Below are 13695 nucleotides of genomic sequence, written 5' to 3'. Positions count from 1 at the left end.
CGCCTGGCAGGGCGCCGGACGGCTCTGCGCGTCGTTTCAGCGCTGCTAAGCTGAACCTTGCCCTGCCGTATCGGCAGCTAGGAGGTCAAATGATCCGTTCGATGCTGTGTGCCACCGACCTCGGTTGTTACTCCCCTTATGTCATGCAACACGCGCTGGCGCTGGCACGCAGCTTCAGCGCCGAACTGTACGTGGTCCATGCCGTGGAACCGATGGGCCAGTTCGCCGAATCGCTGCTGGAAAGCTACCTTGATGAACATACCCTGTCCCATATGCGCGGTCGGGCGCTCAATACCGTGATGGCGAACATCGAACAGCGGGTGCTGGAGAACTTTCAGGATGAACTGGGCGAGAAGGAAGACCTGGCGCTGATCCGCGCGGTGCGGGTACGCCAGGGCGACCCGGCCGACGTGATCCTGGAGCAGGCCCAGCGCCTGAGCGTCGACCTGCTGATCGTCGGCAGCCACAGCCAGGGCGCCGGTAGCGAGATCCCCTTGGGGCGCACGGCGGTTCGCGTCCTGCAGCTGTCGCCCGTGCCTGTGTACATGGTGCCGCTGGCGCAGTACCTGGGGCGGCGCAAGTCATAGGGGAGGCGGTGTAGGACGTTGTAAGAAAGCTGAAGAAATAGTTCTAGATTTATTCTTCAAACCACTAATATAGTTATAACTCGTCGCTGCTGCCGGTGACGCCCAGTTGATTTGAGGGATACCTATGAAGCTTCAACAATTGCGCTACATCTGGGAAGTGGCGCACCACGACCTCAACGTCTCCGCGACAGCGCAGAGCCTGTATACCTCCCAGCCGGGGATCAGCAAGCAGATTCGCCTGTTGGAAGACGAGCTGGGTGTGGAAGTGTTCGCCCGCAGCGGCAAGCACCTGACCCGCGTGACCCCGGCAGGTGAGCGCATCATCACCACCGCCGGCGAGATTCTGCGCAAGGTCGAGAGCATCAAGCAGATCGCCCAGGAATTCTCCAACGAGAAAAAGGGCACCCTGTCGATCGCCACCACCCACACCCAGGCACGCTACGCCCTGCCGCCGGTGATCAGTTCGTTCATCAAGCAATACCCTGAAGTGGCGCTGCACATGCACCAGGGCTCGCCGATGCAGATCGCCGAGATGGCGGCTGACGGTACCGTCGACTTCGCCATCGCCACCGAGGCCCTGGAGCTGTTCGGTGATCTGGTGATGATGCCGTGCTACCGCTGGAATCGTTGCGTGGTGGTGCCGCAGGGTCACCCCCTGACCAAGCTGCCCAAGCTCACCCTGGAGGCGTTGGCCGAATACCCGATCGTGACCTATGTGTTCGGCTTCACTGGCCGCTCCAAGCTCGACGAAGCCTTCAGCCATCGCGGCCTGACCCCCAAGGTGGTGTTCACCGCGGCCGATGCCGACGTGATCAAGACTTACGTGCGCCTGGGCCTGGGCGTGGGCATCGTGGCCAAGATGGCGGTGGACACCAAGCTCGACAACGACCTGGTGGTGCTCGATGCCAGTGAGCTGTTCGAGTCCAGCATCACCAAGATCGGTTTCCGTCGTGGCACCTTCCTGCGTGGTTTCATGTGCGACTTCATCGAGAAGTTCGCGCCCCACCTGACCCGCGAAGTCATGGCCAAGGCCATCCAGTGCCACAACAAGCAGGAACTCGAAGAGCTGTTCGCTGGCGTCGAACTGCCAGTGCACTAAGCCCTTGCAGTGCCTTCAGGCCGCCAGCACGGTGGCCTGAAGGCGCTCCTGCAGATAGCCCCGCGAGCAGGTAGCCCAGCCACTGGCCGCGATGCCCTTACTGCTGACGCAATGTCTGGCAGGTGGGGCCAGGTGCTGCGCTCAGGGTGTGCATGTTCAGCCCTTGGTAATCAGGTTGCCGGCGTGCAGCCCGCATTCCTTCTGAGTCGACTCCTCCCACCACCAGCGGCCTTCGCGCTCGTGCTGGTTGGGCAGTACCGGGCGCGTGCAGGGTTCGCAGCCGATGCTGATGAAGCCGCGTTCATGCAGGCTGTTGTAGGGCAGCTCGAGCATGCGGATATAGCCCCACACCTCTTCGCTGCTCATCTGCGCCAACGGGTTGAACTTGTACAGGGTGCGCTCGGGGGTGGAGAAGGCGCTGTCGATTTCCAGCGCGGCCACCTGGCTGCGGGTGCCCGGGCTCTGGTCGCGGCGCTGGCCGGTGGCCCAGGCGCTGACGGTGCTCAGCTTGCGGCGCAGCGGCTCGATCTTGCGGATGCCGCAGCATTCGCCGTGGCCGTCCTTGTAGAAGCTGAACAGGCCCTTTTCCTTCACGAAGGGGTCGAGTGCACTGCGATCGGGGGAAAGTATCTCGATCGGCAGCTTGTACTGCTCGCGCACCTGGTCGATGAACCGGTAGGTTTCCGGATGCAGGCGGCCGGTGTCGAGGCTGAACACCTTGACGTTCTTGTTCAGCTTCCAGGCCATGTCCACCAGCACCACGTCTTCGGCGCCACTGAAGGAGATCCACAGGTCGTCGCCGAAGTGTTCGAAGGCGAGCTTGAGGATGTCCTGCGGGGACTTGTTGGCATAGGTCGCGGCGAGGGCGGCGACGTCGAAGGGTTGGCTCATCAGGCGGCTTCCGGTCATTGAATGGCGCTTGGCGCTCGTAATGGGCGAATGTTAACAAAAATTGCCGGGTTAGACGGCGCGCCTGTAGAGTGCGCCTTCCATTTTTAGCGTTGTTCGAGGAGTGAGCTGTGGAAATTGCCTGTCTCGACCTGGAAGGTGTACTGGTCCCGGAGATCTGGATCGCCTTTGCGGAAAAAACCGGAATCGAATCGTTGCGGGCCACCACCCGCGACATTCCCGATTACGACGTGCTGATGAAGCAGCGCCTGCGCATCCTGGATGAGCATGGCCTCAAGCTCTCCGACATCCAGGCAGTGATTGCCACGCTCAAGCCGCTGGACGGCGCCATCGAGTTCGTGGACTGGTTGCGCGAGCGTTTCCAGGTGGTGATCCTGTCCGACACCTTCTACGAATTCTCGCAGCCGCTGATGCGCCAGTTGGGTTTCCCGACCTTGCTGTGCCACCGCCTGATCACCGACCAGAGCGATCGTGTGACCGGCTACCAACTGCGCCAGAAAGACCCCAAGCGCCAGTCGGTGCTGGCATTCAAGAGCCTGTACTACCGGGTGATCGCGGCGGGTGACTCGTACAACGACACCACCATGCTGGGCGAGGCGGATGCAGGCATCCTGTTCCATGCGCCGGAAAACGTGATTCGCGAGTTCCCGCAGTTCCCGGCGGTGCATGATTTCGAGGCGCTGAAGAAAGAGTTCATCAAGGCCTCGAACAGGTCGTTGAGCCTGTAATACCGCCTTCGCCGGCAAGGCCGGCTCCTGCACGCTGTAGGAGCCGGCCTTGCCGGCGAAGCGTTCTAGAGGCCCTGCAGGGTCTGGAGCAACACCCTGACCTTGGTGATCGACTCCTCGTACTCCGCCTCCCACTGCGAGTCCGCCACCACCGCACCGCCTCCCCAGCAGCACACCTGGCCGTCCTTCACCAGCAGGCTGCGGATGGTGATCGAGCTGTCCATCTCCCCGCGCACGTCCACATACAGCAGCGAGCCGCAATACAGTGCACGTCGGCTCGGCTCCAGTTCGTCGATGATCTGCATCGCCCGAATCTTCGGCGCCCCGGTGATCGAGCCGCCGGGGAAGCTGCCGGCTATCAGGTCCAGCGCATCCTTGCCCGGTGCCAGGCGTCCGGTCACGCTGCTGACCATGTGGTGCACGTTGGGGTAGCTCTCCAGGCTGAACAGCTCCGGCACCTGCACCGAGCCGGTAGCGCAGCTGCGCCCCAGGTCGTTGCGCAGCAGGTCCACGATCATCAGGTTCTCGGCGCGGTCCTTGGTGCTGGCCAGCAGCTCGGCAGCATTGGCGGCATCCTGCACGGGGTCGCTGCTGCGCGCACGGGTGCCCTTGATCGGGCGGGTTTCGACCTCGCCCTGGCTGACCCTGATGAAGCGCTCGGGCGAGAAGCTCAGCAGCGCGCTGCCATCGGCCAGTACCTGATAGCCGGAGAAGGGCGTAGGGCAGGCAGCCCGCAGCGCCTGGTAGGCCGCCCACGGGTCGCCCTGGCAGGGTGCGCGAAAGCGTTGGGTAAGGTTGATCTGGTAGCAGTCGCCGGCATGGATGTACTGCTGCACCCGCTCGAACGCCTGACGGTAATCCTCGGCTGCGAGGTCGCCGCGCATTGGCGCAGCAAGCCTGAATGCGCCGGCTGCCGTCGGGGCGTCGTGCTCGAACAGTGCCACCAGGCGCTCGCGTTCGGTGGCGGGCAGCGCCGGATGAAACACCAGCTGGCTGCGCTGCAGCTGATGGTCGCTGATCAGTGCCCAGGCATACAGCCCCAGGCTTGCGTCACCCAGACCCAGGTCGTCGCAGGCAATGGCGGGCAGGCGCTCCAGGCGCCGGCCGAAGTCGTAGCTCAGGTAGCCGATCAGGCCGCCGGCGAACGGCAGCTCGACACCTGCCGGCAAGTGCGCGCGCCCAAGCCCGGCCAGTTGCTCGCGCAGGCGCTGCAGGTAGTGCTGGCCGTCTTCCTCGGCGTCCGGGGTCAGCGTGCACAGTGGCCAGGCGCTGAGCAGGTCGAAGCGCCCACGCACGGCGCCAGGCCGCGCGCTGTCGAGCAGCACGGCGCCAGGTGCCTGGCGGATACGGGCAAAGTAGGCGGCCGGGTCGGCCTGGTAGGGCAGGGGGTGAAGTGTGCAGGTCGGCATTCGGGTGAACAGCTGTCGAGGCGGGGCGAGCATTGTAGCCCTGTGCAGGCGATGCTCCTAGCGGATCGGCGACCGCCCTGTGCGCTGCTGCGCCAGGGCGGTGGCAGATTACTGCGCCGGGATGTGGCCGAACAGTTCCTGGGCGAAGCGCACGCGCTCTTCGACGCTTTCCTTGATGCCATTGCTGGCCAGTTCCTCAAGGTGCGCCTCGACGGCGTGGGTGCGCAGGGTCAGGCCGCAATCGTTGGCGATCTGGATGTTCAGGCCGGGGCGGGCGTTGAGTTCCAGGATCAGCGGGCCCTTGTCCTGGTCCAGCACCATGTCCACGCCGATGTAGCCCAGGCCGCACAGTTCATAGCAGCCGGCGGCCAGCTTCATGAAGCCGTCCCAGTTGGGCAGTTGCACGCCGTCCACCGCATTGGTGGTGTCGGGGTGCTTGCTGATGATGTTGTTCAGCCAGGTACCGCGCAGGGTCAGGCCGGTCGCCAGGTCCACACCCACGCCGATGGCGCCCTGGTGCAGGTTGGCCTTGCCGCCGGACTGGCGCGTGGGCAGGCGCAGCATGGCCATGACCGGGTAGCCCATGAGCACGATGATGCGGATGTCCGGTACGCCTTCGTAGCTGATGCTCTTGAAGATCTGGTCCGGGGTTACCCGGTACTCGATTAGCGCGCGGTCGCGATGGCCACCCAGCGAATACAGCCCGGTGAGGATGCTCGACACCTGGTGCTCGATTTCCTCGTGGGTGATGATCTTGCCGGACACCGTGCGGTAGCGGTTCTCGAAGCGGTCGGCGATCACCAGGATGCCGTCACCACCGGCGCCCTGCGCCGGCTTGATGACGAAGTCGCTGCGCCCGCCGATGATCTCGTCGAGCTTGTCGATGTCCTTTTCGGTGGAGATCACCCCGTACATTTCCGGCACGTGGATGCCGGCCTTGATCGCCCGCTCCTTGGTGATGATCTTGTCGTCGACGATCGGGTACAGGTTGCGCTTGTTGTACTTGAGCACGTAGTCCGCGTTGCGCCGGTTGATACCCATGATGCCCCTGGCTTCCAGGGCCTTCCAGGTTTTCCATAGGCCGAACATCAGGCGTCAGCCTTCACGAAGGCCTTGAAGCGCACCAGCTCCGTCAGGCGGTAGCCGCGGTAGCGACCCATCGCCAGCATGAAGCCCACCAGAATCAGCAGCACCGCCGGGAAGGTGAACACGAAGTACACCAGTTCGGGCACGCTCATCAGCAGGTGCGCGACCGAGGCGGCGAACAGGGTGCCGATGGCGACTTTCATGGCGTGGCCGCCGCCGCGTTCCTCCCAGGTGATCGACAGGCGTTCGATGGTCATGGTCAGAATCACCATCGGGAACAGTGCCACCGACAGCCCGCGCTCCAGGCCCAGCTTGTGGCTGAACAGGCTGATGGCCGCGATCAGCACCACCACGAAGGTCAGTACCACCGACAGGCGCGGCAGCATCTGCAGCTTCAGGTGTTCGAGGTAGGAACGCAGGGTCAGGCCCAGCGCGGTGATCACCGTGAACAGGGCGATACCGAAGCCCAGCTGGGTCTCACGGAAGGCCAGGGCGATCAGCACCGGGGTGAAGGTACCCAGGGTCTGCAGGCCGATCAGGTTGCGCAGCACCAGGATCACCAGCACGCCGATCGGGATCATCACCATGATCATGAAGGTCTGCTGGGTCTGCAGCGGCAGGCCGTACAGCGAGTATTCGAGGAAGTCGGCGTCGGTGTTCTCGTCGGTCAGCTTGGCCAGGCGGATGGCGTTCATCTCGCTGTTGTTCAGGCTGAAGCTGACGTTGACCTTCTTGCCGCCATCGACGGTGATCAGCGGATCATCGCCGGTCCACCACAGCAGGCGGTCGGCCGGCAGGCCCTGCTCGCCGGTGTCCGGGTTGAAGTACAGCCAGTCGTTGCCGTTGAAGCTGCGCAGCCACAGTTCCGGGCTCTGCGGCTGGTCGGCCAGCAGGCGGATGGTGTGCACCTTCTCCACCGGTACGTGGGCGATCGACAGCAGCAGGTCGATGACCTTGGCCTTGTTCAGCGAAGAGGCATCGCCGGCCAGCAGCAGCTTGACGTTGTCGTCGTTGGGGTTGTTGACCCGCTTGATGGTCTCGCTGACGAAGGTCTCGACGTCGGCCGAGTGCTGGCGGATAGGTGCCATCAACGCTTCGGCGGCGATCTTCTCCGGCCCTTCGACCGGCTGGCTGTCACGGAAGGTCGGGCCCTTGATCTTGACCTTTTCGCTGCTGTAGCGCTTGGTCAGTACCAGGCGGTAGTAGAGGGTCTGGTTGCCCTTGGCGCGCCGCGCCGACCAGGTCACCTTGCGGTTGCCATCGACACGGTTGACGCTCACGCCGTAGTTGTTGGAGATGAAGCTCTCATTGAGGCTGACGTAGTCGTTGCTCAATGGCGGCACGAACATCTGGATCTTGATCGGGTCCTTGGGGCTGGCGACGAACTCGACCTTGGCATCGATGTTCCACAGGTCGTCGGTTTCGTCTTCGGTCACCGGGATGCCGAGCATGAAGATCTGGTACGCCGTGATCGACACACCCAGCAACACCAGGAGGGTGATCAGGACTTTCAGATGAAGGGTAAGAGAGCGCATCGAAATTACTCTGCGGTATGAGCGTCAGTGGCGCAGGCAGGTTTGCCGGCAGCGTATTTAAGGCTTGGGTCGACCAGCGCGTCGAAGTGCTTGAGCGCCTCGGAGCCGATCAGTAGCGGGTACTGGAAGGCACTGCGGTCGGTCAGGTTCACTTCGATGCTGCGCAGGGCCGTACCCATGCAGATATTCAGCGCGATCACCGGGCGGGAGGTATAGGCCTTGCCTTCGTCCGGGTTGTAGTCACCGGCGCGTCGCTTGATCTTGCTGACACGAGCCAGTGGTCGTTCTATCGGATGCGAATGGGCTGCGTCAATTGCCAGATAGAAGCGCACCCACGATTCGCCGTTGCGCTTGAAGCGCTTGATATCGCGCGCGCTCAGCGAGGCGGTCTTGGCCCCGGTGTCGAGCTTGGCCGCAACCTCGAGGTCGATATCGACAAGGCGGGCATATTCATTGAGGCCATAGACAGTCTTGTCTGCCGCCTGGCTCAGGGCAGGCAGCCCACAGAGGCTGAGTAACAGTAGAAAGGGTGTGAGTCTCATAAATCCTGACGCGATGCTGTGGGGGTTTGCCCCCTCAGAGGCGGCGGCATTCTACCACGCTGGTGTGTCGATGCCAGCGGCTGGAGTCAGACAACACCGACAGACACGAAGTTCGTTCTTAGACGATTGTCGACAATATTGAATTTGTCTTTGACTGGGGTGGCTTAATTAGCTAGTTTTGGCCCTACAGATTTTCAAGGTGTCGACAATATGCTGGATGCAGCCCAAGCCTCCGCCCCCCTTCAGGAAGATTCGGAGACGCTTTCCGAAAACGTCTTCCGGCGCATCCAGGCCGCGATCGTCAAGGGCGAGATCGCCCCCGGCAGCAAGATCTCCGAGCCGGAGCTGGCGCGTACCTACGGCATCAGCCGCGGCCCGCTGCGCGAGGCCATCCACCGCCTGGAAGGCCAGCGCCTGCTGGTGCGGGTGCCGCACGTAGGGGCGCGGGTGGTGTCGCTGAGCCATGCCGAGCTGATCGAGCTGTACGAGATTCGCGAGTCCCTCGAGGGCATGGCCTGCCGCCTGGCTGCCCAACGCATGAGCGTAGCCGAGATCGACGAGTTGCGCCGGGTGCTCGACACCCATGAGCGTGATGCCGCGTTCCAGGCCGGGGTGGGCTACTACCAGCAGGAGGGCGACTTCGACTTCCACTACCGCATCATCCAGGGCAGCGGCAACCGCACCCTGGTGCAGATGCTGTGCGGCGAGCTGTACCAGCTGGTGCGCATGTACCGCATCCAGTTCTCCGCCATGCCCAACCGCCCGCACCAGGCGTTCGCCGAACACCACCGGATTCTCGATGCCATCGCCGACCGTGACGGCGAGCTGGCCGAATTACTGATGCGCCGCCACATCGGCGCATCCAAGCGCAATATCGAGCGTCATTACAAAGACGCCACCGCCCCTAGCCCACGAGGTGAGTCATGAGTCAGAAAAGCAGTCCCGGCCAGCGTTTTCGCGATGCAGTCGCCGCCGAGCACCCGCTGCAGGTCGTCGGCGCCATCAATGCCAACCATGCGCTGTTGGCCAAGCGCGCCGGGTTCAAGGCCATCTACCTCTCCGGTGGCGGCGTGGCGGCAGGCTCGCTGGGCCTGCCCGACCTGGGCATCACCGGCCTGGATGACGTGCTGACCGACGTGCGCCGCATCACCGACGTGTGCGACCTGCCGCTGCTGGTGGACGTGGACACCGGGTTCGGTTCGTCGGCGTTCAACGTGGCGCGCACGGTCCGCTCGATGATCAAGTTCGGCGCCGCCGCCATTCATATCGAGGACCAGGTGGGCGCCAAGCGCTGCGGCCATCGTCCGAACAAGGAAATCGTCTCGCAACAGGAGATGGTCGACCGCATCAAGGCGGCCGTGGACGCGCGTACCGACGACAGCTTCGTGATCATGGCGCGTACCGACGCCCTGGCGGTAGAAGGCCTGGAGGCCGCGCTGGATCGCGCTGCGGCGTGCATCGAGGCCGGTGCCGACATGATCTTCCCCGAGGCCATCACCGAGCTGTCGATGTACAAGACCTTCGCCAACCGCGTGAAGGCGCCGATCCTGGCCAACATCACCGAATTCGGCGCCACGCCGCTGTACACCACCGAAGAGCTGGCCTCGGCCGACGTGTCGCTGGCGCTGTATCCGCTGTCGGCGTTCCGCGCCATGAACAAGGCGGCCGAGAACGTCTACACCGCGCTGCGCCGCGACGGCACGCAGAAAAACGTCATCGACACCATGCAGACTCGCATGGAGCTTTACGATGCCATCGACTACCACGTGTTCGAGCAGAAGCTCGACGCACTGTTCGCTCAGAAGAAGAGCTGAACCGCAGCACACCGCAATTAGCCGATTCCCATAACAAATTCAAAAGTGGAGAAAACCAATGGCCGAAGCAAAAGTACTCAGTGGTGCCGGCCTGCGTGGTCAGGTGGCCGGGCAAACCGCACTGTCGACCGTGGGCCAGGCCGGCGCCGGCCTGACCTACCGTGGCTATGACGTTCGCGACCTGGCCGAGCACGCGCTGTTCGAAGAGGTCGCCTACCTGCTGCTGTACGGCGAGCTGCCGACCCAGGCCGAGCTGAGCGAGTACCAGCACCAGCTCAAGGCGCTGCGCGACCTGCCCCAGGCGCTCAAGGAAGTGCTCGAGCGCATTCCGGTCACCGCCCACCCGATGGATGTGATGCGTACCGCCTCCTCGGTGCTCGGCACCCTGGAGCCGGAGCTCAACTTCGGCCTGCAGCACGAGAAGACCGACCGCCTGCTGGCGCTGTTCCCGGCGGCCATGTGCTACTGGTACCGCTTCAGCCACCATGGCGTGCGCATCGACTGCACCAGCGACGAAGATACCCTGGGCGGGCACTTCCTGCACCTGCTGCACGGCAAGAAGCCGAGCGAGCTGCACGTCAAGGTGATGAACGTTTCGCTGATCCTGTACGCCGAGCACGAATTCAACGCCTCGACCTTCACTGCCCGGGTGTGTGCCTCGACCCTGTCGGACCTGTACTCGTGCGTGACGGCGGCCATCGGCTCGCTGCGCGGGCCGCTGCACGGTGGTGCCAACGAGGCCGCGATGGAAATGATCGAGCGCTTCAAGACCCCGCAGGAAGCCGTTGCCGGCACCCTCGGCATGCTCGAGCGCAAGGACAAGATCATGGGCTTCGGGCATGCCATCTACAAGGAGTCCGACCCGCGCAACGAAGTGATCAAGGGCTGGGCGAAGAAGCTCGCCGACGAGGTGGGCGACACCGTGCTGTACCCGGTGTCCGAAGCCATCGACAAGACCATGTGGGAGCAGAAGAAACTGTTCCCCAATGCCGACTTCTACCATGCCTCGGCCTACCACTTCATGGGTATCCCGACCAAGCTGTTCACCCCGATCTTCGTCTGCTCGCGCCTGACCGGCTGGGCGGCGCATGTGTTCGAGCAGCGTGCCAACAACCGCATCATCCGCCCGAGCGCCGAATACACCGGCGTCGAACAGCGCAAGTTCGTGCCAATCGAACAACGCTGAGACTGGCGTGCAGTACCTTTGATATGGCCCTGCCGAACCTGGTGGGAGCGGGCTTGCCCCGCGATAGCCGCTGCGCGCAGTAGCTGATACCGCGCCGATGCCATCGCGGGTCGAGCCCGCTCCCACAGGGGGCGGGGTATGCCATCAGGGGGACTGCGCACCGCCGACTTATCCGTGATTGAGTCCCGCGTCCATGAATACTGAATTTCGCAAGCACCTGCCGGGCACCACGCTCGACTACTTCGACGCCCGCGCCGCCATCGACGCCATCAGCCCCGGCGCCTACGACAAGCTGCCCTATACCTCCCGCGTACTGGCCGAAAACCTGGTGCGCCGCTGCGACCCGGCAACCCTCGATGCCTCGCTCAGCCAACTGATCGAGCGCAAGCGCGACCTCGACTTCCCCTGGTACCCGGCCCGCGTGGTGTGCCATGACATCCTTGGCCAGACCGCACTGGTTGACCTTGCCGGCCTGCGTGACGCCATCGCCGACAAGGGCGGCGACCCGGCCCAGGTCAACCCGGTGGTGCCGGTGCAACTGATCGTCGACCACTCGCTGGCCGTGGAGTGCGGTGGCTTCGACCCGCAGGCGTTCGAGAAGAACCGCGCCATCGAAGACCGTCGCAACGAAGACCGCTTCCACTTCATCAACTGGACCAAGAAGGCGTTCAAGAACGTCGATGTGATCCAGCCCGGCAACGGCATCATGCACCAGATCAACCTGGAGAAGATGTCGCCGGTGATCCACGCCGAGCAGGGCGTGGCCTATCCCGATACCTGCGTCGGTACCGACAGCCACACCCCCCACGTGGATGCCCTGGGCGTGATCGCCATCGGCGTCGGCGGCCTGGAGGCCGAGAACGTGATGCTGGGTCGTGCGTCCTGGATGCGCCTGCCGGAAATCGTCGGCGTGCAGCTCACCGGCAAGCCGCAGCCAGGCATCACCGCCACCGACGTGGTGCTGGCGCTCACCGAGTTCCTGCGCAAGGCCAAGGTGGTCGGCGCCTACCTCGAGTTCTACGGCGAGGGCGCTCGTGCGCTGACCCTGGGCGATCGCGCGACCATCTCCAACATGGCCCCCGAATACGGCGCGACGGCGGCGATGTTCTCCATCGACCAGCAGACCATCGATTACCTCAAGCTCACCGGTCGTGAAGACGCCCAGGTCAAGCTGGTGGAAACCTACGCCAAGGTCGCCGGCCTGTGGTCCGACAGCCTGGTCAATGCCGAATACGAGCGTGGCCTGCAGTTCGACCTGTCGAGCGTGGTACGCAACATGGCCGGCCCGTCCAACCCGCATGCGCGGGTGGCCACCAGCGAGCTGGCTGCCAGGGGCATTGCCGGACAATGGGAAGAGGTGCCGGGGCAGATGCCCGACGGCGCGGTGATCATCGCTGCCATCACCAGCTGCACCAACACCAGCAACCCGCGCAACGTGATCGCTGCCGGGCTGCTGGCGCGCAATGCCAACAGGCTGGGGCTGACGCGCAAGCCGTGGGTCAAGTCGTCGCTGGCGCCAGGCTCCAAGACCGTGGCCCTGTACCTCAAAGAGGCGGGCCTGGAGGATGAGCTGGAGCAGCTGGGTTTTGGCATCGTGGCGTTTGCCTGCACCACCTGCAACGGCATGTCCGGCGCTCTGGACCCGGTGATCCAGCAGGAAATCATCGACCGCGACCTGTACGCCACCGCCGTGCTGTCGGGCAACCGCAACTTCGACGGGCGTATCCATCCGTATGCCAAGCAGGCCTTCCTGGCCTCGCCGCCGCTGGTGGTGGCCTACGCCATTGCCGGCACCATCCGTTTCGATATCGAGAAGGACGTGCTGGCCGTGGTGGGCGGCAAGGAAATCCGCCTCAAGGACATCTGGCCCAGCGACGAAGAGATCGATGCAGTGGTCAAGGCTGCGGTCAAGCCGGAGCAGTTCCGCCAGGTGTACATCCCGATGTTCGCCGTGCACGAAGACACCGGACCCAAGGTCGACCCGCTGTACGACTGGCGCGCCATGAGCACCTACATCCGTCGCCCGCCGTACTGGGAAGGCGCGCTGGCAGGCGAGCGCTCGCTCAAGGGCATGCGCCCGCTGGCGGTGCTGCCGGACAACATCACCACCGACCACCTGTCGCCGTCCAACGCGATCATGCTCGACAGCGCCGCAGGCGAGTACCTGGCGAAGATGGGCCTGCCCGAAGAGGACTTCAACTCCTACGCCACCCACCGTGGCGACCACCTGACCGCGCAGCGCGCGACCTTCGCCAACCCCAAGCTGTTCAACGAGATGGTGCAGGAGAACGGCAAGGTCAAGCAGGGTTCGCTGGCGCGTATCGAGCCGGAGGGCAAGGTGACGCGCATGTGGGAGGCCATCGAGACCTACATGCAGCGCAAGCAGCCGCTGATCATCGTGGCCGGTGCCGACTATGGCCAGGGCTCGTCACGCGACTGGGCGGCCAAGGGCGTGCGCCTGGCCGGTGTCGAGGCCATCGTGGCCGAGGGCTTCGAGCGTATCCACCGTACCAACCTGGTGGGCATGGGCGTGTTGCCGCTGGAGTTCAAGCCGGGCACCGACCGCAAGACCCTGGGTATCGATGGCAGCGAGACCTATGACGTGGTGGGGCAGCGGACACCGCGGGCCACCTTGACCCTGGTGATCACGCGGCGTGACGGCGAGCGCCTGGAGGTGCCGGTGACCTGCCGTCTGGACACGGCGGAAGAGGTGTCGATCTACGAGGCGGGCGGTGTACTGCAGCGCTTTGCCCAGGACTTCCTCGAGTCGTCGGTGGCATAAAAGACTCAGCTTGCCTCG

12 protein-coding genes are annotated in these 13695 nt (G+C 64.0%); 7 read left to right on the top strand and 5 right to left on the bottom strand.

Translation table 11 applies throughout. The features are described from left to right. The first annotated feature begins 89 nt into the window (after positions 1–89). Together ACPRTJ_RS00900 and cysB are read left to right on the top strand one after the other, a co-directional pair. Entirely contained in the window at positions 90–587 is a 498-nt protein-coding gene (locus ACPRTJ_RS00900; protein WP_043863084.1) for a universal stress protein, read from the top strand. A 124-nt stretch (positions 588–711) separates the two neighbouring features. Then, complete coding sequence (gene cysB, locus ACPRTJ_RS00895; protein WP_043863083.1) at positions 712–1686, top strand: HTH-type transcriptional regulator CysB; 975 nt, start codon at positions 712–714, stop codon at positions 1684–1686. A gap of 156 nt (positions 1687–1842) precedes the next feature. Here cysB and ACPRTJ_RS00890 read toward each other — a convergent pair whose 3' ends face one another. Continuing rightward, positions 1843–2577, bottom strand: coding sequence for a phosphoadenylyl-sulfate reductase (locus tag ACPRTJ_RS00890; protein ID WP_054915690.1), 735 nt, complete (start codon positions 2575–2577; stop codon positions 1843–1845). A gap of 128 nt (positions 2578–2705) precedes the next feature. Between ACPRTJ_RS00890 and thrH the strand changes: the two genes are divergently transcribed. Next, positions 2706–3323, top strand: coding sequence for a bifunctional phosphoserine phosphatase/homoserine phosphotransferase ThrH (thrH, locus tag ACPRTJ_RS00885; RefSeq protein WP_043863081.1), 618 nt, complete (start codon positions 2706–2708; stop codon positions 3321–3323). 65 nt (positions 3324–3388) lie between these two features. Here thrH and pabB read toward each other — a convergent pair whose 3' ends face one another. The 4 genes from pabB to ACPRTJ_RS00865 form a co-directional block, all read right to left on the bottom strand. Continuing rightward, positions 3389–4732, bottom strand: a complete 1344-nt coding sequence (pabB, locus tag ACPRTJ_RS00880) for an aminodeoxychorismate synthase component I (RefSeq protein ID WP_116053386.1) — start codon at positions 4730–4732, stop codon at positions 3389–3391. Positions 4733–4840: 108 nt separating this feature from the next. Beyond that, on the bottom strand, positions 4841–5821 hold the full coding sequence (locus ACPRTJ_RS00875; RefSeq protein ID WP_043863079.1) for an alpha-L-glutamate ligase-like protein: 981 nt from the start codon (positions 5819–5821) through the stop codon (positions 4841–4843). Continuing rightward, positions 5821–7353, bottom strand: coding sequence for an inactive transglutaminase family protein (locus ACPRTJ_RS00870; protein ID WP_043863078.1), 1533 nt, complete (start codon positions 7351–7353; stop codon positions 5821–5823). Before ACPRTJ_RS00870 ends, ACPRTJ_RS00875 begins: the two co-directional genes overlap by 1 nt. Positions 7354–7358: 5 nt before the next feature. Continuing rightward, entirely contained in the window at positions 7359–7895 is a 537-nt protein-coding gene (locus ACPRTJ_RS00865) for an ATP-dependent zinc protease family protein (RefSeq protein ID WP_043863077.1), read from the bottom strand. 210 nt (positions 7896–8105) lie between these two features. Here ACPRTJ_RS00865 and ACPRTJ_RS00860 point away from each other — a divergent pair, with 210 nt between their 5' ends. The 4 genes from ACPRTJ_RS00860 (at position 8106) to acnD (ending at position 13677) form a co-directional block, all read left to right on the top strand. Next, positions 8106–8822 carry a GntR family transcriptional regulator gene (locus ACPRTJ_RS00860; RefSeq protein WP_213607264.1) on the top strand — a complete coding sequence of 239 codons (717 nt, stop codon included), beginning with the start codon at positions 8106–8108 and terminating at the stop codon, positions 8820–8822. Further along, entirely contained in the window at positions 8819–9709 is an 891-nt protein-coding gene (gene prpB, locus ACPRTJ_RS00855) for a methylisocitrate lyase (RefSeq protein ID WP_043863075.1), read from the top strand. Before ACPRTJ_RS00860 ends, prpB begins: the two co-directional genes overlap by 4 nt. A 58-nt stretch (positions 9710–9767) precedes the next feature. Continuing rightward, positions 9768–10895: a bifunctional 2-methylcitrate synthase/citrate synthase gene (prpC, locus tag ACPRTJ_RS00850; protein ID WP_043863074.1), complete on the top strand. Its 1128-nt coding sequence runs from the start codon at positions 9768–9770 to the stop codon at positions 10893–10895. A 193-nt stretch (positions 10896–11088) separates the two neighbouring features. Then, on the top strand, positions 11089–13677 hold the full coding sequence (gene acnD, locus ACPRTJ_RS00845; protein ID WP_213607265.1) for a Fe/S-dependent 2-methylisocitrate dehydratase AcnD: 2589 nt from the start codon (positions 11089–11091) through the stop codon (positions 13675–13677). The last annotated feature ends 18 nt before the right edge of the window (positions 13678–13695 follow it).

This window comes from Pseudomonas palmensis, from assembly GCF_049942755.1.
Lineage (GTDB): Bacteria > Pseudomonadota > Gammaproteobacteria > Pseudomonadales > Pseudomonadaceae > Aquipseudomonas > Aquipseudomonas palmensis.
Note: the sequence above shows the minus strand (reverse complement) of the source record. Positions and strands in the feature narration are given on the sequence as shown.